The 17,606-nt window shown below is 63.7% G+C and carries 18 protein-coding genes; 14 read left to right on the forward strand and 4 right to left on the reverse strand.

The annotated features are described in order from the left end of the window. Window positions 1-7 precede the first annotated feature (7 nt). Window positions 8-2,623 (forward strand): ATP-dependent chaperone ClpB, encoded by a 2,616-nt coding sequence (gene clpB, locus AC1DOQ_RS21755; protein ID WP_477369034.1) that lies wholly within the window; start codon window positions 8-10, stop codon window positions 2,621-2,623. Between the two features lie 79 nt (window positions 2,624-2,702). On the opposite strand, the gene AC1DOQ_RS21760 is transcribed toward clpB, so the two are convergent. Both AC1DOQ_RS21760 and AC1DOQ_RS21765 read right to left on the reverse strand, forming a co-directional pair. Further along, window positions 2,703-3,287 (reverse strand): PEP-CTERM sorting domain-containing protein, encoded by a 585-nt coding sequence (locus AC1DOQ_RS21760; protein WP_477369036.1) that lies wholly within the window; start codon window positions 3,285-3,287, stop codon window positions 2,703-2,705. A 207-nt stretch (window positions 3,288-3,494) separates the two neighbouring features. Continuing rightward, on the reverse strand, window positions 3,495-3,992 hold the full coding sequence (locus AC1DOQ_RS21765; RefSeq protein ID WP_477369038.1) for a hypothetical protein: 498 nt from the start codon (window positions 3,990-3,992) through the stop codon (window positions 3,495-3,497). A gap of 242 nt (window positions 3,993-4,234) precedes the next feature. On the opposite strand from AC1DOQ_RS21765, the gene aceA reads away from it, so the two are divergent. From aceA to AC1DOQ_RS21780, 3 genes are all read left to right on the forward strand, one after another. Beyond that, window positions 4,235-5,533, forward strand: coding sequence for an isocitrate lyase (aceA, locus tag AC1DOQ_RS21770; protein WP_477369040.1), 1,299 nt, complete (start codon window positions 4,235-4,237; stop codon window positions 5,531-5,533). 146 nt (window positions 5,534-5,679) lie between these two features. Next, window positions 5,680-6,852 (forward strand): 23S rRNA (adenine(2030)-N(6))-methyltransferase RlmJ, encoded by a 1,173-nt coding sequence (locus AC1DOQ_RS21775; RefSeq protein WP_477369042.1) that lies wholly within the window; start codon window positions 5,680-5,682, stop codon window positions 6,850-6,852. Window positions 6,853-7,003: 151 nt separating this feature from the next. Further along, window positions 7,004-8,281 carry an EAL and HDOD domain-containing protein gene (locus AC1DOQ_RS21780; RefSeq protein ID WP_477369045.1) on the forward strand — a complete coding sequence of 426 codons (1,278 nt, stop codon included), beginning with the start codon at window positions 7,004-7,006 and terminating at the stop codon, window positions 8,279-8,281. Between the two features lie 3 nt (window positions 8,282-8,284). Here AC1DOQ_RS21780 and AC1DOQ_RS21785 read toward each other — a convergent pair whose 3' ends face one another. Beyond that, window positions 8,285-9,034 (reverse strand): SAM-dependent methyltransferase, encoded by a 750-nt coding sequence (locus AC1DOQ_RS21785; RefSeq protein ID WP_477369047.1) that lies wholly within the window; start codon window positions 9,032-9,034, stop codon window positions 8,285-8,287. Between the two features lie 18 nt (window positions 9,035-9,052). Continuing rightward, window positions 9,053-9,673 carry a Maf-like protein gene (locus tag AC1DOQ_RS21790; protein WP_477369049.1) on the reverse strand — a complete coding sequence of 207 codons (621 nt, stop codon included), beginning with the start codon at window positions 9,671-9,673 and terminating at the stop codon, window positions 9,053-9,055. A 170-nt stretch (window positions 9,674-9,843) separates the two neighbouring features. Between AC1DOQ_RS21790 and AC1DOQ_RS21795 the strand changes: the two genes are divergently transcribed. The 10 genes from AC1DOQ_RS21795 (at window position 9,844) to rpoE (ending at window position 17,598) form a co-directional block, all read left to right on the forward strand. Further along, complete coding sequence (locus AC1DOQ_RS21795; RefSeq protein ID WP_477369051.1) at window positions 9,844-10,341, forward strand: YceD family protein; 498 nt, start codon at window positions 9,844-9,846, stop codon at window positions 10,339-10,341. Between the two features lie 220 nt (window positions 10,342-10,561). Then, on the forward strand, window positions 10,562-10,744 hold the full coding sequence (gene rpmF / locus AC1DOQ_RS21800) for a 50S ribosomal protein L32 (RefSeq protein WP_036168414.1): 183 nt from the start codon (window positions 10,562-10,564) through the stop codon (window positions 10,742-10,744). A gap of 202 nt (window positions 10,745-10,946) precedes the next feature. Next, entirely contained in the window at window positions 10,947-11,987 is a 1,041-nt protein-coding gene (gene plsX / locus AC1DOQ_RS21805) for a phosphate acyltransferase PlsX (protein ID WP_477369053.1), read from the forward strand. 2 nt (window positions 11,988-11,989) lie between these two features. Then, window positions 11,990-12,976 (forward strand): beta-ketoacyl-ACP synthase III, encoded by a 987-nt coding sequence (locus tag AC1DOQ_RS21810; RefSeq protein ID WP_477369055.1) that lies wholly within the window; start codon window positions 11,990-11,992, stop codon window positions 12,974-12,976. 31 nt (window positions 12,977-13,007) lie between these two features. After that, window positions 13,008-13,943, forward strand: a complete 936-nt coding sequence (gene fabD / locus AC1DOQ_RS21815; RefSeq protein WP_477369057.1) for an ACP S-malonyltransferase — start codon at window positions 13,008-13,010, stop codon at window positions 13,941-13,943. An 83-nt stretch (window positions 13,944-14,026) separates the two neighbouring features. Further along, window positions 14,027-14,764 (forward strand): 3-oxoacyl-ACP reductase FabG, encoded by a 738-nt coding sequence (gene fabG / locus AC1DOQ_RS21820; RefSeq protein ID WP_477369059.1) that lies wholly within the window; start codon window positions 14,027-14,029, stop codon window positions 14,762-14,764. Window positions 14,765-14,891: 127 nt separating this feature from the next. Continuing rightward, window positions 14,892-15,131 (forward strand): acyl carrier protein, encoded by a 240-nt coding sequence (gene acpP, locus AC1DOQ_RS21825; RefSeq protein WP_036168404.1) that lies wholly within the window; start codon window positions 14,892-14,894, stop codon window positions 15,129-15,131. 25 nt (window positions 15,132-15,156) lie between these two features. After that, on the forward strand, window positions 15,157-16,401 hold the full coding sequence (gene fabF / locus AC1DOQ_RS21830) for a beta-ketoacyl-ACP synthase II (RefSeq protein WP_442124676.1): 1,245 nt from the start codon (window positions 15,157-15,159) through the stop codon (window positions 16,399-16,401). Between the two features lie 99 nt (window positions 16,402-16,500). Then, window positions 16,501-16,953: a protein YgfX gene (locus tag AC1DOQ_RS21835; protein ID WP_477369061.1), complete on the forward strand. Its 453-nt coding sequence runs from the start codon at window positions 16,501-16,503 to the stop codon at window positions 16,951-16,953. A gap of 42 nt (window positions 16,954-16,995) precedes the next feature. Further along, the gene (gene rpoE / locus AC1DOQ_RS21840) at window positions 16,996-17,598 is read left to right on the forward strand and encodes an RNA polymerase sigma factor RpoE (RefSeq protein ID WP_047826430.1); all 603 of its coding nucleotides are present in this window, start codon (window positions 16,996-16,998) and stop codon (window positions 17,596-17,598) included. The last annotated feature ends 8 nt before the right edge of the window (window positions 17,599-17,606 follow it).

Genomic DNA, 17,606 nt, shown 5'->3' on the forward strand with positions numbered 1-17,606 from the left:
TAAGAATATGCGGCAAGACAAATTGACGACCAAGCTCCAGGAAGCGCTGGCGGATGCCCAGAGCCTGGCGGTCGGCAACGACAATCAGTACATCGAACCGGCGCACCTGCTGAGCGCCCTGTTGAACCAGGACGACGGCGGTGCGCGCTCGCTGCTGCAGCGCGCCGGCGTGAACGTCGGCGCGCTGGCGAACGCCCTGCGCGGCCTGCTGGAGCGCCTGCCGAAAGTGTCCGGCACGGGCGGCGACGTCCAGGTCGGGCGCGAGCTGGTGCAGCTGCTGAACCTCGCCGACCGCGAATCGCAGAAGCGCGGCGACCAGTTCCTGTCGAGCGAAATGGTGCTGCTGGCGCTGACCGAAGACAAGTCCGACGCCGGCCGCCTGGCGCGCGAGCACGGCCTGGCGAAGAAGGCCCTCGATTCGGCGATCCAGGCCGTGCGTGGCAGCGACGCTTCGGTGAACTCCCAGGATGCCGAAGGCCAGCGTGAAGCGCTGAAGAAATACACCCTCGACCTGACCGAGCGCGCCCGCCTGGGCAAGCTCGACCCGGTGATCGGCCGCGACGACGAGATCCGCCGCGCGATCCAGGTGCTGCAGCGCCGCACCAAGAACAATCCGGTGCTGATCGGCGAGCCTGGCGTCGGCAAGACCGCCATCGTCGAAGGCCTGGCCCAGCGCATCGTGAACGGCGAAGTGCCGGATTCGCTGAAGGGCAAGCGCGTGCTGTCGCTCGACATGGCGGCCCTGCTGGCGGGCGCCAAGTTCCGCGGCGAGTTCGAGGAACGCCTGAAATCCGTGCTGAAGGAACTCGCGCATGACGAGGGCATGACCATCGTCTTCATCGACGAGATCCACACCATGGTCGGCGCCGGCAAGGCCGAGGGCGCGATGGATGCGGGCAATATGCTGAAGCCGGCGCTGGCGCGCGGCGAGCTGCACTGCATCGGCGCGACCACCCTGGACGAGTACCGCAAGTACGTCGAGAAGGATGCCGCGCTGGAGCGCCGCTTCCAGAAGATCATGGTCGAGGAGCCGAGCGTGGAGGCGACCATCGCCATCCTGCGCGGCCTGCAGGAGAAATACGAGCTGCACCACAAGGTCGAGATCACCGACCCGGCGATCATCGCCGCGGCCGAGCTGTCGCACCGCTACATCACCGACCGCTTCCTGCCCGACAAGGCGATCGACCTGATCGACGAGGCGGCGTCGAAGATCAAGATCGAGATCGACAGCAAGCCGGAAGTGATGGACAAGCTGGACCGCCGCCTGATCCAGCTGAAGATCGAGCGCGAAGCCGTCAAGAAGGAAACCGACGAAGCCTCGCAGCGCCGCCTGGAGCTGATCAACGAGGAAATCGTCCGCCTGGAGCGCGAGTACAACGATTACGAGGAAATCCTCAAGGCCGAAAAAGCCGCGGTGCAGGGCACGACCCACATCAAGGAAGAGATCGAGCAGATCCGCCTGCAGATGGAGGAGGCCAAGCGCCAGAGCAACTGGCAGAAGGTGTCCGAGCTGCAATACGGCCGCCTGCCGGAGCTGGAGCGCCAGCTGAAGGATGCGGAAGCCGCCGGCGAAAAGGCCGAGGCGGACGGCGACAAGCCGCGCCTGCTGCGCACGCAAGTCGGCGCCGAGGAGATCGCGGAAGTGGTCTCGCGCGCGACCGGCATCCCGGTGGCGCGCATGATGCAGGGCGAGCGCGACAAGCTGCTGCACATCGAAGAGAAGCTGCACGAGCGCGTGGTGGGGCAGGACGAGGCGATCGAAGCCGTGTCCGATGCGATCCGCCGTTCGCGCGCCGGCCTGGCCGACCCGAACCGTCCCTACGGTTCCTTCATGTTCCTGGGTCCGACCGGTGTCGGCAAGACCGAGCTGTGCAAGGCACTGGCCGCCTTCCTCTTCGATACCGAGGACTCCCTGATCCGCATCGACATGAGCGAGTTCATGGAGAAGCATTCGGTGGCCCGCCTGATCGGCGCGCCGCCCGGCTATGTCGGCTATGAAGAGGGCGGCTACCTGACCGAGGCCGTGCGCCGCAAGCCCTACAGCGTGATCCTGCTCGACGAGATCGAGAAGGCCCACCCGGACGTGTTCAACGTCCTGCTGCAGGCGCTCGACGACGGCCGCATGACCGATGGCCAGGGCCGCACGGTGGACTTCAAGAACACCGTCATCGTGATGACCTCGAACCTGGGTTCGAACAAGATCCAGTCGATGGATACCGACGAGCCGGCGGTGGTCAAGCTGGCCGTGATGGCCGAGGTGCGCGGACATTTCCGCCCCGAGTTCATCAACCGGATCGACGAGATCGTGGTCTTCCACGCCCTCGACGAGAAGAACATCGGTGCGATCGCCAGGATCCAGCTGGCCGGCCTCGAGCAGCGCCTCGAGAAGATGGAGATGCGCCTGGATATCAGCGAGGCCGCCCTGCAGAAGATCGCGGAAGCCGGCTTCGACCCGGTGTACGGCGCCCGTCCGCTCAAGCGCGCGATCCAGCAGCAGATCGAGAATCCGCTGTCGAAGGCGATCCTGTCCGGCCGCTTCGGGCCGAAGGACACGATCCACGTGGGCGTCAACGGCAGCGAGCTGACCTTCGGCGAGCAGCCGACGGTGGAGCTGGCCAAGTAATCTGTCCAGTTCGAAGTAACAACGCCCTGTCCGGGAAACCGGGCAGGGCGTTTTAGTTTGCCGGCAAGCCGACTGCGCATCACTTCACCACTTTACGCCGCCGCGCCACCGCTCCCATCACCGCCAGACCACCCAGCATCATCGCGTAAGTCTGCGGCTCCGGCACCGGCGCCAGCGGAATATTCTCCGACAGCAGGCTGCCGACCTTGCGGCCGCCATTGTCGCCATAGAAGTTGACCTTCACGTGAGGCGAGGAAAAGTCGGTGGCGCCGCCGTTGAAGGTGAACTTGAACACCATGTCGTCCGACAGCGCGACGCGGTCGCCCGAGAAGCACAGGCTGGCGCCGATGTGGGCGCCGCCGCCGCAGCCGTTCGCGTTCAGCTCGTTGCTCGACAGCGTCCAGTTGGAAGCAGAGCCCGGGGCCGAGGTCAGGGTCACGTTGTCGAAGCGGCCGATGTCCTTCAGCTGCAGGGCGCCGATGCTGGTGGCGCTGGCCCAGTCTCCGGTACGGTGGGCAGCGTCGATTTCGAGGGTCAGCACCTTGTCCGTCCAGGACGACGTGAAGGTGACGCCCTGGTATTCCAGCGTCCCGGCCTGGGCCGAGGCGATGGTGCCCAGCGCCAGCAGTGAGGAAAGCAGCGTCTTTCGGATCGTCGTATTCACCTTCGTTCTCCTTTGCTTTGTATCTCGGGTGCCGGCACTTCGCGTCCTGCGAAGGTGCCGGCGGTACGGATGAGTCCGCGAACCCAGCGTAGAGGGAGTGGTCGATGGTCTCTGTTAATCAGCTAACTCTGCCTTTGTAACAAAGATATTGACGGGAAAATAAAAGCGGCCGCACAAGGCGGCCGTCGGCGGGGAGGGATGCGGCGTTCAGCGGCGCCTGCGGCGCGCCACCAGGCCCATCAGGCCGAGGCCGTTACCCGTGCTCGTGTTCGGCGAGGCCGGCAAGATCTTCGATAGCAGGCTGCCGGCCTTCTTGCCCGTGTTGTCGACGAATTCCACCTTGAGCTGAGGATCGACCGCCTTGACGTCCTGACCGCTGAAATTGAAGCTGAACAGCATCTTGTCGGCCAGGCCGATCTGCTGGCCGTAGAAGCAGAGGCGGCTACCGGCCTGTCCGTTGCTGCCGCCATCGCAGCCCTGGCCGGTCAACTCCGAACTGGAGGTCAGCCAGGAACCGGTGCCGCCCGGCGCCGACGTCACGCTCACGCTGTTGTAGTTGCCGATGCCGTCGATTTCCAATGCTGCCAGTCCATTTGCCTTGGACCAGTCGCCGGTGGGTTTGGCAGCGTCGATCTGCAGGGTCAGGACATTGCCCGACCAGGAAGAATTGAAGGTGACGCCCTGGTTGGCACAGCAATTTTTCATGATGCGAAATTCTGTTCGCGGATATGAAAATTGCACAAAAAATACAGGCTCACCCGCTTCCATTCTGAGAAATTTGTTTTCGTATCATGAAATGAATGCGGTATGTGATTGATAAATAAAGGATTAAAAATAATCCTGTGTCTTATATAAGAGTATTGGTGCCGCGCACAACCAGGCCTAAGATATCGGTAACGAAGCTTCCTTCCAACTCAGCTTTCATCATTGATCATCAGGAGAACAGCATGGCAACTCGTGAACAGCAAATCGCCGCCCTCAAGCAGGAATGGGAAACCAATCCGCGCTGGAAGAATGTGGTCCGCAACTACACGGCCGAGGACGTCGTCCGCCTGCGCGGCTCGGTGCAGATCGATCACACGCTGGCGCGCCGCGGCGCCGAGAAGCTGTGGGACCTGATCAATAACGAGCCTTACGTCAACGCCCTGGGCGCGCTGACCGGGAACCAGGCCATGCAGCAGGTGAAGGCCGGCCTGAAAGCGATCTACCTGTCCGGCTGGCAGGTGGCGGGCGACGCCAACCTGGCCGGCGAGATGTATCCGGACCAGTCGCTGTATCCGGCCAACTCGGTGCCGATGGTCGTCAAGCGCATCAACAACACCTTCCAGCGTGCCGACCAGATCCAGTGGTCGGAAGGCAAGGACGACATCGATTACTTCGCACCGATCGTGGCCGATGCCGAGGCCGGTTTCGGCGGCGTACTGAATGCCTTCGAATTGATGAAGTCGATGATCGAGGCGGGTGCGGCCGGCGTCCACTTCGAAGACCAGCTGGCTTCCGTCAAGAAGTGCGGCCACATGGGCGGCAAGGTGCTGGTGCCGAGCCGCGAAGCCGTCGAGAAGCTGAACGCGGCCCGCCTGGCGGCCGACGTCATGGGTACCCCGACCATCCTGGTGGCCCGCACCGATGCCGAGGCGGCCGACCTGCTGACCTCCGACGTCGACGCCAACGACCAGCCTTTCTGCACCGGCGAGCGCACCGTCGAGGGCTTCTTCCGCGTCAAGCCGGGCGTCGAGCAGGCGATCTCGCGCGGCCTGGCCTATGCGCCTTACGCCGACCTGGTCTGGTGCGAAACCGGCAAGCCGGACCTGGCCTTCGCCAAGCGCTTCGCCGAGGCCATCCACGAAAAATTCCCGGGCAAGATGCTGGCCTATAACTGCTCGCCCTCCTTCAACTGGAAGAAGAACCTGGACGATGCCACCATCGCCAAGTTCCAGAAGGAGCTGGGCGCGATGGGCTACAAGTTCCAGTTCATCACCCTGGCCGGCTTCCACTCGCTGAACTACGGCATGTTCAACCTGGCGCACGGCTATGCGCGTCGCGGCATGTCGGCTTTCGTCGAACTGCAGGAAGCGGAGTTCGCGGCCGCCGAGAAGGGCTTCACCGCGGTCAAGCACCAGCGCGAAGTCGGCACCGGCTACTTCGACGCCGTGACCCAGACCATCCAGCAGCACCAGAGCTCGACGACGGCCCTGCATGGCTCGACCGAGGATGAGCAATTCTTCGATGAGAAAAAGGTCGCGTAAGCGCACGTCACGCTTTTAATGAGTTTCCTCCGTTGTTCGCGGTGGCAGCCGCAGCGCCCACAAGGCGCTGCGGCTTTTTTAATTTTGGGGAGCGAAGCGCATCTAGGCGATAATGGCGGCTTTCTTGCCTCATCCTTGGAATTACCATGTTCAGCTACCGCCACGCCTTCCACGCGGGTAACCACGCCGATGTCCTGAAACACTTCGTACAGGTGCAGCTGCACCAGTACATGAATCAGAAAGACGTGGCCTATACCTATATCGACACCCATTCCGGTGCCGGCGTGTACGCGCTCGACAGTGCCCAGGCGGTGAAGAGCGGGGAATACCTGGACGGCATCGCGCGCCTGTGGGACCGCGACGACCTGCCGCCGGCGCTGGCGGATTACGTCAATCTGGTGCGCGGCATGAACCCGAGCGGCAAGTTGCGCTACTACCCGGGTTCGCCCTATGTGGCCGAACAGGTCGCGCGTCCCGAGGACCGCCTGCGCCTGTTCGAACTGCATCCGGCCGACACCCGCCTGCTGGTGGAAAATTTCCGCAAGCTGGAAGCGCACAAGGCGGAGCAGGGCGAGCGTACGCGCGGCCGCCGCATCCTGATCGACCATGCCGACGGCTTCCAGGGCCTGAAAGCGCTGCTGCCGCCGCCTTCGCGCCGCGCGCTGGTGCTGATCGACCCGCCCTATGAAGTCAAGCTCGACTACAAGCATGTGCGCGATGCGCTGGAAGAGGCCCTCGGCCGTTTCCCGTCGGGCATCTACGCGGTCTGGTATCCGGTGCTGCAGCGCATGGAATCGCGCCAGTTCGCCGATCGCCTGAAGCGCCTGCCGGCCAAGGAGTGGCTGCACGTGACCCTGACCGTGGCGACGCCGGGTCCGGACGGCACCGGCATGCACAGCAGCGGCATGTTCATCCTCAATCCGCCGTACACGCTGGAAGCGACCTTGCGCGAGACCATGCCCTACCTGGTGCAGGTGCTGGGCCAGGATGGCGGCGCCACCTTCCGCATCGAGAAGGGCACCCAGGTCACGGGCACGGCCCTGGCGCGCGGCGTCGAAGCCGGTCCGCGCAAGCCGGTCGGCAATGCCCGCCGCGCCAGCCCGCTGTCCGGCGCCGGCAGCCTGCGCCTGCCGGGCCAGCCTTTCGGCGACGGTCCGCGCAAGCGCGAAGGCGGCGCGCCCGCCAAGGAGACTGCCGCCGGTCGCCCGGCCCAGCCCGCCGAGGCGCCGGCAAAGAAGCGCGTACCCGCATTTCGCTATGCTGACCAGAACAAATCGGCCGCTCGCAGCAATAAACGTAAGCCAGGCAGCGGCAGCTAAGCGCTCGCGGCCGAGCTCCGCGCCGTAACGATTTGATACGATGTCGAAATGTAAAGACTCCGACTCTGTAGTATAGTCGAAGCGGTGCCAGGGCTCTGCCCCGGCTCCGGCTCGCATTTGCGTGCCGAAATTGATTTCAGGAGTTTTTACAATGCACGCGGATGCAACGGCAGTCACGTCCCTGCCGTCCGATGAATTCTTTCTGGCACGACAGCCCATACTCGGGCGCGACCAGAGGCTGGTGGCGTTCGAGTTGCTGTTTCGCGCCGCCCCGGAGCACGAGGACGCGCAACTGACCGATTATGCCGCCGCGACCGCCACCGTCATCGCCCACGCTTCCCAGCTGGGCATGGAACAGGTGGTGGGAGAGCAGCTCGCCTTCGTCAACGTCGACGAGGTGGTGCTGAAGAGCGACTTCGTCCGCTTCCTGCCGCCGGACCGCGTGATCCTCGAGATTCTCGAAACCGTCGAGCCCAACGCCGAGGTGCTGGCGCGGGTGCGGGAATTGAAGGAGCTCGGCTTCAAGTTCGCCCTCGACGATGTTATAGGCCATTCCGAGCAGGTTAGCAAGTTGATTGATCTCGTGGACGTGATCAAGGTCGACCTGAAAGGCATCAGCCGCGAAGAGCTGACTTGCCTGGCAAACAGCTTGCGCGATGCGCCGCAGAAATTACTTGCCGAGAAGGTCGAGACCGTGGAGGAATTCCGCCTCTGCCTCGAACTCGGTTTCGAATACTTCCAGGGCTATTATTTCGCGCGTCCGGCCATCCTGTCCGGCAAAAAGATTTCGCCGTCCGAACTGGTGGTGCTGCGCCTGCTCGAGCTGATCGGCTCGAATGCCGACAGCGCCGCCATCGAGGCGGCCGTCAAGCGCGATGCGCTGCTGAGCCTGAATCTGCTGCGCCTGGTGAACAGCCGCGCGGCCGGTCCCGACCGCCACATCGAATCGGTGTCCCAGGCCCTGCACCAGCTCGGCCGCAGCCAGCTGCAGCGCTGGCTGCAGATCCTGCTGTACAGCGCGCCGGATGGCCGGGTCGAATTGAATTCGCCGCTGCTGCAGATGGCGACCACGCGCGGCCGCCTGCTCGAACTGATGAGCCAGACCCTGCGCCCGGACGACGTCGCCGGCGCCGAGACCGCCTTCACGGTCGGCATCATGTCCCTGATGGATGCGCTGCTGTCGCTGCCGATGGACCGCATCCTGAAGCGGGTCGACGTCTCGCAGGACGTCAAGGCGGCGCTGCTCGAGCGCGCCGGCGACTATGGCGCCATGCTGAGCGTGGCGGAGGAGCTGGAAGGCAAGCAATGCGGCCGCGCCCTGAAGCGCGCCATCGACAGGCTGGGCCTGTCGGTCAAGCAGATCCGCGAGATCGAGCTGGCCGCCTTCGACTGGGTGCGCGGCCTCGGCGCCGATTCACGCCAGCACTGATCCTTACTGTCCCAACAGCAGGAACACGGTCGGCTTCTTGTGGAAGTCCGGCCCCTTGTTCGCCGCCAGCGCGGCCTTCCACTTTGCCGCCGTCAGGGTGTGCACCGATTCGCTGGGCAGCGACAGGTCGGTCGCCACGCAGATCAGCGTGCCCGGCTGGCAGGCGCCGGCCAGGGCGTCCAGCATGGCGGCGTTGCGGTAGGGCGTTTCGATCAGCAGCTGGGTCTGCTTTTCGGCGCGCGAACGCTGCTCCAGTTGCTGGATGCGCTTGGTGCGCTGGGCGGGTTCAACAGGCAGGTAGCCGTTGAAGGCGAAGCTCTGACCGTTCAGGCCGCTCGCCATCACGGCCAGCAGCAGCGAGGACGGGCCGACCAGCGGCCGCACCGTGATGCCGTGCTGGTGCGCCAGGCGGACCAGGTCCGCGCCCGGATCGGCCACCGCCGGGACCCCGGCTTCCGATACCAGGCCGGCATCATGGCCTTCCAGCAGCGGCGCCAGCAGGGCGGCCAGGGCCGCCGGCGGCGTGTTCACGTTGAGTTCCGAGATCTTGATTTCCTGCAGGGGGCGCGCCAGCGGGTGGTCGACCGCCACCAGTTTCAGGAAGGCGCGCGCCGTCTTCGCGTTCTCCGCCACGAAATATTCGAGCTTCGACGTGATGTCCTGCACCTGTTCGGGCAGGACGTGGGACAGGGCGCGGGGATGGGCTTCGGTGGGGCCGAGCGTATTCGGGATCAGGTAGAGAGTGCCTGGCATGGTGTTACTTGTTGATTATTATTCGAAAAAGCGGACGCCCGCACGGCGCAGCATGCCCGTCAAGGCGATCAGCGGCAGGCCGGTGAGGGCGGTCGGGTCGCTGCTGTCGATGCGTTCCAGCAGGGCGATGCCGAGTCCTTCGTTCTTGGCGCTGCCGGCGCAGTCATACGGCTGCTCGATGCGCAGGTAGGCGTCGAGTTCGTGGTCGGGCAGGTCGCGGAAAGTGACGAAGACTTGTACGTTCTCGACTTGGGCGGCCTGTTCCGGAGGCAGCCGGCCGTCCCACAGGCACAGGGCCGTGTGGAAAGTCACGCGGCGTCCGCGCATCTTCTGCAGCTGGGCCAGGGCGCGCGCATGGTCGCCCGGCTTGCCGATCTGTTCGCCGTCCAGCGTGGCGACCTGGTCCGAGCCGATCACCAGCGTCCCTGGATGCTTGTCGGCGATGGCGGCGGCCTTCGAGCGCGCCAGGCGCAGGGCAGTGTGCTCGGGCGCCTCGCCCGGCAGCGCCGTCTCGTCGATGTCCGGCGCGATCGCCTCGAAGGGCAGGCCCAGCCGGGACAGCAGTTCGCGCCGGTAGGCGGAGCTGGACGCCAGGATCAGGCGCACAGGATCACGGCAATGAGCAGAACTTGGTATCATGTCGGCCGGTCCAATATTCATAAGTAAAACAAATAGATAGGCCTCCCCGGCAAGCAAATCCGATGAGTTGTGCGGTCATGCCGACAGGGACCTCACAAAATGCACGGATTCTTTGACTGAGCTGGAGGAAGCCTGTTATTATCGCAGGTTTTCCGGGGAAGCTTTTCCAAATGAGCGCTTTTGTCATCGACGCCTTTGAATTTTGTCGGAACAACGGCTACAAGGAAGGTGTCACGCCGGTGGCAGAGATGTCCCGCCTGGCAGCCGAGTGCGCCGACCCGTCCGGCCAGATCACCTGGGCGATCCAGGGCGGCCAGACCAAGCAGGGTTATCCTTCGATGACGCTGTCCGTCTCCGGCACCGTGCAACTGGTCTGCCAGCGCTGCCTGGCGCCGTTCGGCTACGATCTCGATTCGTCGACCATGCTGGTGCTGGGCAAGAACGACCAGGATGCGGACGAGATCGAGGAAATCCTCGACGATGAAAGCATCGATGTGATCGTCGGCAGCCATGCCTGCGATATCATGCAGTTGCTGGAAGATGAAGCCCTGCTGGCCCTGCCGCAGGCACCGAAGCATGAGGTGTGCCCCGATACCAAGCTGATGGACTCCCTCAAGTCCGAAAAGGTATCGCCGTTCGCGGCACTGAAGAGCCTCAAACCAGAATAAGAGCAGGTGAAGGTTTTGCGTCGCGGCTGCCCGGGCAGGGCGGTCGGACGCTCAAAAGACGTGTCAAACGCGTGCAGCAGTCGAGTATGGCAGCGGTAGCAAGATGTAGGCAGCGTTAAAACATGTCGGCAATGTAGGTTATTGCCGCTGGGATACTCGATAAGCATGGCATTGCGAGTCGATTGTGTTAGAATTTTAGAACTTATGTTTAGGAGTCATCATGGCAGTTCAGCAGAATAAGAAGTCCCCGTCGAAGCGCGGCATGCACCGTTCGCACGATTTCCTGGTTGCACCGAATCTGGCCGTCGAGCCGACCACCGGTGAAACCCACCTGCGTCACCACATCAGCCCGAACGGTTTCTACCGTGGTCGCAAAGTGATCAAGACCAAGAACGACGAGTAATCGGCGTCTTGCTGTTTTGTTCCATGAAAGCGGTGCAACGTATGAAGAGTGCGTGGCGCCGCTTTCTCTTTTGCGATATTGATACCGGTTGCACGTCCGCCGTGTATGCCGTCGTTTTCGATCCCGCTGAGTCCGTCCGGCATTCCGCCGCGCCAGGACACGCCGCCGCCCGTCCCTGAGGCAGCGCGGTTCTTCCCGAAAAATGACAATTACAATCTCCATTGACTGCATGGGCGGCGATCACGGCCCCTCAGTTACCATTCCGGCAGCGCTCGCCTTCCTCAAGCACCAACCCGAAGCCGAACTGATCCTGGTCGGCCTGGAAGACCAGGTGCGCGCCGAACTCAAGAAACACCACGCCGACGCCAGTCCGCGCCTGAGCATCAAGCACGCCACCGAAGTGGTGGCGATGGACGATCCGATCGAGGTCGCACTGCGCCGCAAGAAGGATTCTTCGATGCGCGTGGCGATCGAACTGGTCAAGGATGGCAAGGCCGACGTCTGTGTCTCGGCCGGCAATACCGGTGCCCTGATGGCGATCTCGCGCTACGTCCTCAAGACCATGGCCGATGTCGATCGCCCGGCGATCTGCTCGATCATGCCGAACCAGAAGGGCAGCCCGACCTATATGCTGGACCTGGGCGCCAACGTCGACTGCGAGCCCCATCACCTGCACCAGTTCGCCATCATGGGCGCCGTGCTGTTCCAGGCCATGGAAGGGCGCCGCCCCAGCATCGGCCTGCTCAACGTGGGCACCGAGGAAATCAAGGGCACCGAAGCGGTCAAGGCGACCGCCGCCCTGCTGCGCGCCGACCATGAGCGCGGCATCCTGAATTTCTACGGCAACGTCGAAGGCAACGACATCTTCAAGGGCACGGTCGACGTGATCGTCTGCGACGGCTTCGTCGGCAACGTGACCCTGAAGGCGGTCGAAGGCCTGTCGCGCTTCTTCAAGGCCACCTTGATGGAAACCACGATGTCCAAGCTGGGCGCGCTGCTGGCCCGGAAGTCGCTGAAGAAGCTGAATCCGGAGAGCTATAACGGCGCCGGCCTGCTGGGCCTGAAGGGTCTGGTGTTCAAGAGCCACGGCGGTGCGAATGCATTTGCTTTCGAGTGGGCAATTAAACGGGCCTATAATGCGGCTCAAAACAATGTGCAGGAACAGTTGTCGGCGATGATCGCCGAGCTGATGCCCAGCACTCCYGACCCGCAAGCGCCAGGCTCCACCATTCAGCAGGGCTAATAATGACTGTGTATAGCAAAATCATCGGTACCGGCAGCTATCTGCCGGCCCAGCGCGTCACCAACCACGACCTGGCCGCCCAACTGGGCGCCAAGGGCATCGAGACCTCGGACGAGTGGATCGTGTCGCGCAGCGGCATCTCGGCGCGCCACTATGCGGCCGCCGACGAAAGCGCGTCCGACCTGGGCGTGAAGGCGGCCCACAAGGCCCTCGAGGCGGCCGGCTTGACGCCCGAGCAGATCGACCTGATCATCGTCGCCACGTCGACTCCCGATTTCTACGGCAACTTCCCGAGCACGGCCTGCATCGTGCAGGACAAGCTGGGCATCCGCAACAATGGCGCCGCCTTCGACGTGGCCGCCGTCTGCAGCGGCTTCGTCTACGCGCTGTCGACCGCCGACGCCTTCATCAAGGCCGGCAATGCGAAGAACGTGCTGGTGATCGGCACCGAAGTGTTCTCGCGCATCCTCGACTTCAACGACCGCGGCACCTGCGTGCTGTTCGGCGACGGCGCCGGCGCGGTGGTGATGACGGCTTCCGAGGAGCCGGGCGTGCTGGCGGTCAAGCTGCACGCCGACGGCAGCCACGGCGATATCCTGTGCGGCCCGACCAATCCGGCCAGTGCCGCGATCTCCGGGCAGAAATACCTGTACATGGATGGCCAGGCGGTGTTCAAGCTGGCCGTGACGGTGCTGGAAAAGGTCGCCAACGAAGCCCTCGAGCATGCGAAGATGCCGGCCGCGGACATCGACTGGCTGATCCCGCACCAGGCCAACATCCGCATCATGAACGGCACCGCCAAGAAGCTCGGCCTGCCGCTTGACAAGATGGTCGTGACAGTCAACGAACACGGCAATACCTCGGCCGCATCGATTCCGCTGGCGCTCGACCAGGCGGTGCGCGACGGCCGCATCAAGCCCGGCCACAACATCCTGATGGAAGGCGTGGGCGGCGGCTTTACCTGGGGCGCTGTCCTGGCCCGCATGTAAGCACAATAAAAACAAAGTGGAGGACTCCCTAATGAGCAAATTCGCATTCCTGTTCACGGGCCAGGGCGCCCAGGCCGTCGGCATGCTGAACGGCTTCGCCGGCAACCCGGTCGTCGAACAGACCGTCGCCGAGGCGTCGGAAGCCCTCGGCCAGGATCTCGGCAAGCTGATCGCCGAAGGCCCGAAGGAAGAACTGGACCTGACCACCAACACCCAGCCGGTGATGCTGACCGCGGCCGTGGCCGTGTACCGCGCCTGGATCGCGGCCGGCGGCCCGAAGCCGTCCGTCGCCGCCGGCCACAGCCTGGGCGAGTACTCGGCCCTGGTGGCCGCGGGCGTGATCGACTTCAAGGACGCGGTGCCGCTGGTGCGCTTCCGCGCGCAGTCGATGCAGGACGCGGTGCCGGTGGGGCAGGGCGGCATGGCCGTCATCCTCGGCCTGCAGGCCGACGCCGTGCGCGAAGTCTGCCTTGAGGCCGCGCAAGGTGAGGTCGTCGAGGCCGTGAACTTCAACGAGCCGACCCAGATCGTGATCGCCGGCCATACCGCCGCGGTCGAGCGCGCCTGCGAGATCGCCAAGGCCAAGGGCGCCAAGCGCGCCATGAAGCTGGCGGTGTCGGCGCCTTTCCACTCCTCGTTGCTGAAGCCGGCCTCGGACCGCCTGCGCGACTACATGGCGAACCTGACTTTCCATGCGCCCCAGATCGACTTGATCAATAACGTCGACGTCGCTATCCTGCACGATCCCGCCGCGATCAAGGACGCCCTGGTGCGCCAGGCTGCCGGCGCGGTGCGCTGGGTCGAGACCATGCAGAAGATGGCGGCGGACGGCGTGACCCAGGTGATCGAGTGCGCACCGAGCAAGACCCTGATCGGCATGGCCAAGCGCATCGACCCGGTGCTGGTCGGCGAAGCCCTGGTCGACCAGGCGTCGCTGGAGCGTGTGCTGGCGTCGCTCCAAGCATAAGATACCACGGGGTCGGAGCCCGAATCTCTCGGGTGGGCTCTGACCCCGTCTGACTAGAAGAGCAATCAAAGCCAAGGATTAGCATGAACCTGCAAAACCAAGTCGCCCTCGTTACCGGCGCATCGCGCGGCATCGGCAAGGCCATCGCCCTCGAACTGGCGCGCCAGGGTGCGAACGTGGTCGGCACCGCCACCACCGAAGCCGGCGCCGAAGCCATCACCGCCTACCTGTCCGAATTCGGCGGCAAGGGCATGGTGCTGAACGTCACCGACGCCGCCCAGTGCGCAGCCCTGATCGACGACGTCAGCAAGAACGTCGGCAGCATCGGCATCCTGGTCAACAATGCCGGCATCACCCAGGACAACCTGGCGATGCGCATGAAGGACGAGGAGTGGGACAGCGTGATCGCCACGAACCTCAGCGCCGTCGGCCGCCTGTCGCGCGCCGTGCTGCGCGGCATGATGAAGGCGAAGCAGGGCCGCATCATCAACATCACCTCGGTGGTCGCGTCGAGCGGCAACCCGGGCCAGATGAACTACGCGGCCGCCAAGGCCGGCGTGGAAGGCATGGGCCGCGCGCTGGCGCGCGAGATCGGCAGCCGCAACATCACCGTCAACAGCGTGGCGCCGGGCTTCATCGATACCGACATGACCAAGGCCCTGGGCGAATCCCAGCACGAAGCCCTGCTGGGCCAGATTCCGCTGGGCCGCCTGGGCAGCCCGGAAGACATCGCCCACGCGGTGGCCTTCCTGGCGGGGCCGCAAGCCGCCTACATCACGGGCACGACTCTGCACGTGAACGGCGGCATGTACATGAATTAAGCCAGATCTCATCTTTTAGCAGTAGTTTCAGCCGAATTAGCGTCAAACGCTGAAAATAGTTTTTCAACGCGCAAACCCTGATAAAATGCGCGCACTTTCCGAAACACATACCTAATGGAGCCATAACATGTCGGATATCGAACAACGCGTTAAAAAAATCGTCGCTGAGCAACTGGGCGTTGCCGAAGCAGACATCAAAATCGATTCCTCGTTCGTTGACGACCTCGGCGCTGACTCGCTGGACACCGTGGAACTGGTGATGGCACTGGAAGACGAATTCGAAATGGAAATCCCGGACGAGCAGGCCGAGAAGATCACCACCGTTCGTCAAGCCATCGAGTACGCACAAGCGCACGTCAAGGCCTAAGCTTTCAGTAATTCAGGAGATACGCTTGAGTTCACGCAACCGTCGTGTCGTCGTAACTGGCCTGGGTTGCATTTCCCCGATCGGTAACACCATTGCCGAAGCGTGGGAAAGCGCCCTGGCTGGAAAATCGGGTATCGGCAACATCACCCGGTTCGACGCAACGCCTTTTTCGACCCGCTTCGCGGGCGAAGTGAAGAACTTCAACGTCGAGGACTACCTGCCCGGCAAGGAAGGCCGCCATATGGATACCTTTATCCATTTCGGCATGGCCGCGGGTATCCAGGCGTTGCAGGATTCGGGTATCGAAGTCACCGAGCAGAACGCCGACCGCATCGGCGTGATGGTGGGTTCGGGCATCGGCGGTCTGCCGCTGATCGAAGCGACCAAGGAAGAGTACGACAGCCGCGGCCCGCGCCGCATCTCGCCGTTCTTCGTGCCGGCCTCGATCATCAACATGATCTCGGGCGACCTGTCGATCAAGTTCGGCCTGCGCGGCCCGAACCTGGCGATCGTCACCGCCTGCACCACCGGCCTGCACTGCATCGGCGCGGCAGCGCGCCTGATCGAGTACGGCGATGCCGACGTGATGATTGCCGGCGGTGCCGAGTCGACCGTCTCGCCGCTGGGCCTGGGCGGCTTCGCCTCGGCCCGTGCGCTGTCGTCGCGCAATGACGATCCGGCTACCGCATCGCGTCCCTGGGACCGCGACCGCGACGGCTTCGTGCTGGGCGAGGGTGCCGGCGTGATGGTGCTCGAAGAGTACGAACACGCCAAGGCCCGCGGCGCGAAGATCTACGCGGAAGTCGTCGGCTTCGGCATGAGCGCGGATGCCAACCACATCACCGCTCCGCTCGAGGACGGCAGTGGCGCGTCGCGCTGCATGGTGTCGGCAATGAACTACGCCGGCATCAACCCGGACCAGGTGCACTACGTGAACGCACACGGCACCTCGACCCCGGTGGGCGACGTCGCCGAAGTGAAGGGCATCAAGCGCACCTTCGGCGACCACGCAGGCAAGCTGGTGGTCAACTCGACCAAGTCGATGACCGGCCACCTGTTGGGCGGCGCCGGCGGCCTCGAGTCCGTGTTCACCGTGCTGGCGATCCACAACCAGGTATCGCCGCCGACGATCAACATCTTCAACCAGGATCCGGAATGCGACTTGGACTTCTGCGCCAACACGGCGCGCGAAATGAAGATCGATTACGCGGTGAAGAACTCCTTCGGTTTCGGCGGTACCAACGGCACCCTGGTCTTCGCCAAGGTCTGACCGGCTCCATCTAGGCTGAACCAAAAAAGCCCATCTCCTGTCTAAGGAGATGGGCTTTTTGTCATGTAAGCGTTCCCACCCACTCTGATCCGATCGCCCATGTCGATAGCGGTATCCGCCATCGTCAGGCCGTCGCGCGTCCATCGATGCCTGCTGCTCGGCGCCGGCCTGTCCCTGTTCGCCGCGGCCCTCGCGGTGGGCCTGTCCGCGCCCGCGCGCTTCCACGCCGGCACGCTGCAAGCCCTCCTGCTGGCGGCTTCCGGCGCCGTGCTGATGCATGCCGGGTCGGGCAGGGCGAAGACGCACCGGATTGATATTTCTGGAACCGGCGAGGTGGCCCTGACGGTACAACAAGGGCTGCGCAAGCCGGCCGCAAGCCAGTCGGGCGTGGCCCTGTTGCCGGGCTCCGTCGTCTGGCCGTTGTTGATGCTGCTGCGCTTCAGGGATGAAGGTTCCCGCGTGCACGTGCTGCCGGTGTGGCGCGACAGTGTCGGGCCGGACGCCTGGCGGGCGCTGTCGGTGGCGGTGCTGGCGATCGGACGGTGCCAATGAACTTATTGCAGCGGGCCAACTCTTAAGCAACAAGGACGTTCAGTGACAACCGAACGCGAGTGTGATCAACTGCTGGTAGAGCGCGTCCAGGCTGGCGATCGCCGGGCGTTCGACCTGCTGGTGTCCAAATACCAGCGCCGGCTGATGCGCCTGGTGTCGCGCCTCGTGCACGATCCGGCCGAAGCGGAAGACGTGGTGCAGGAAACCTTTATCAAGGCCTTTCGCGCGCTGCGCCATTTCCGCGGCGATTCCGCGTTTTATACCTGGCTGTACCGGATTGGAATTAATACGGCAAAAAACTTTCTCGTCACGCAAGGCAGAAGGGCGCCGACCTCGACGGAAGCCGACGCCGAACGTGCGGAAGGATTTGACGACGCAGACAGCTTGCGAGACATTAATACACCAGAGTCCGTCCTGGCCAGCAAGCAGATCGCGTTCACGGTGAATGCCGCAATGGAGGCGCTGCCGCTCGAATTGCGGACCGCGATCGTCCTGCGCGAAATCGAAGGCTTGAGCTACGAGGAAATCTCCGAAGTGATGGCGTGTCCAATCGGTACGGTGCGAAGCCGGATATTCCGGGCGCGCGAAGTGATTGCCGAAAAATTGAGGCCCTTGCTCGATATTCCGGCTGACAAACGTCGGTAGGTAGTACG

It is taken from the genome of Massilia sp. 01N417, assembly GCF_056399645.1.

Coding starts and splice junctions, on each gene's coding strand:
- clpB (WP_477369034.1), top strand. CDS start 8: ATGCGGCAAGACAAATTGACGACCAAGCTCCAGGAAGCGCTGGCGGAT.
- AC1DOQ_RS21780 (WP_477369045.1), top strand. CDS start 7,004: ATGCACGCGGATGCAACGGCAGTCACGTCCCTGCCGTCCGATGAATTC.
- fabD (WP_477369057.1), top strand. CDS start 13,008: ATGAGCAAATTCGCATTCCTGTTCACGGGCCAGGGCGCCCAGGCCGTC.
- AC1DOQ_RS21810 (WP_477369055.1), top strand. CDS start 11,990: ATGACTGTGTATAGCAAAATCATCGGTACCGGCAGCTATCTGCCGGCC.
- AC1DOQ_RS21785 (WP_477369047.1), bottom strand. CDS start 9,034: ATGCCAGGCACTCTCTACCTGATCCCGAATACGCTCGGCCCCACCGAA.
- AC1DOQ_RS21775 (WP_477369042.1), top strand. CDS start 5,680: ATGTTCAGCTACCGCCACGCCTTCCACGCGGGTAACCACGCCGATGTC.
- rpmF (WP_036168414.1), top strand. CDS start 10,562: ATGGCAGTTCAGCAGAATAAGAAGTCCCCGTCGAAGCGCGGCATGCAC.
- AC1DOQ_RS21795 (WP_477369051.1), top strand. CDS start 9,844: ATGAGCGCTTTTGTCATCGACGCCTTTGAATTTTGTCGGAACAACGGC.
- AC1DOQ_RS21790 (WP_477369049.1), bottom strand. CDS start 9,673: ATGATACCAAGTTCTGCTCATTGCCGTGATCCTGTGCGCCTGATCCTG.
- aceA (WP_477369040.1), top strand. CDS start 4,235: ATGGCAACTCGTGAACAGCAAATCGCCGCCCTCAAGCAGGAATGGGAA.
- acpP (WP_036168404.1), top strand. CDS start 14,892: ATGTCGGATATCGAACAACGCGTTAAAAAAATCGTCGCTGAGCAACTG.
- fabG (WP_477369059.1), top strand. CDS start 14,027: ATGAACCTGCAAAACCAAGTCGCCCTCGTTACCGGCGCATCGCGCGGC.
- AC1DOQ_RS21765 (WP_477369038.1), bottom strand. CDS start 3,992: ATGAAAAATTGCTGTGCCAACCAGGGCGTCACCTTCAATTCTTCCTGG.
- AC1DOQ_RS21835 (WP_477369061.1), top strand. CDS start 16,501: ATGTCGATAGCGGTATCCGCCATCGTCAGGCCGTCGCGCGTCCATCGA.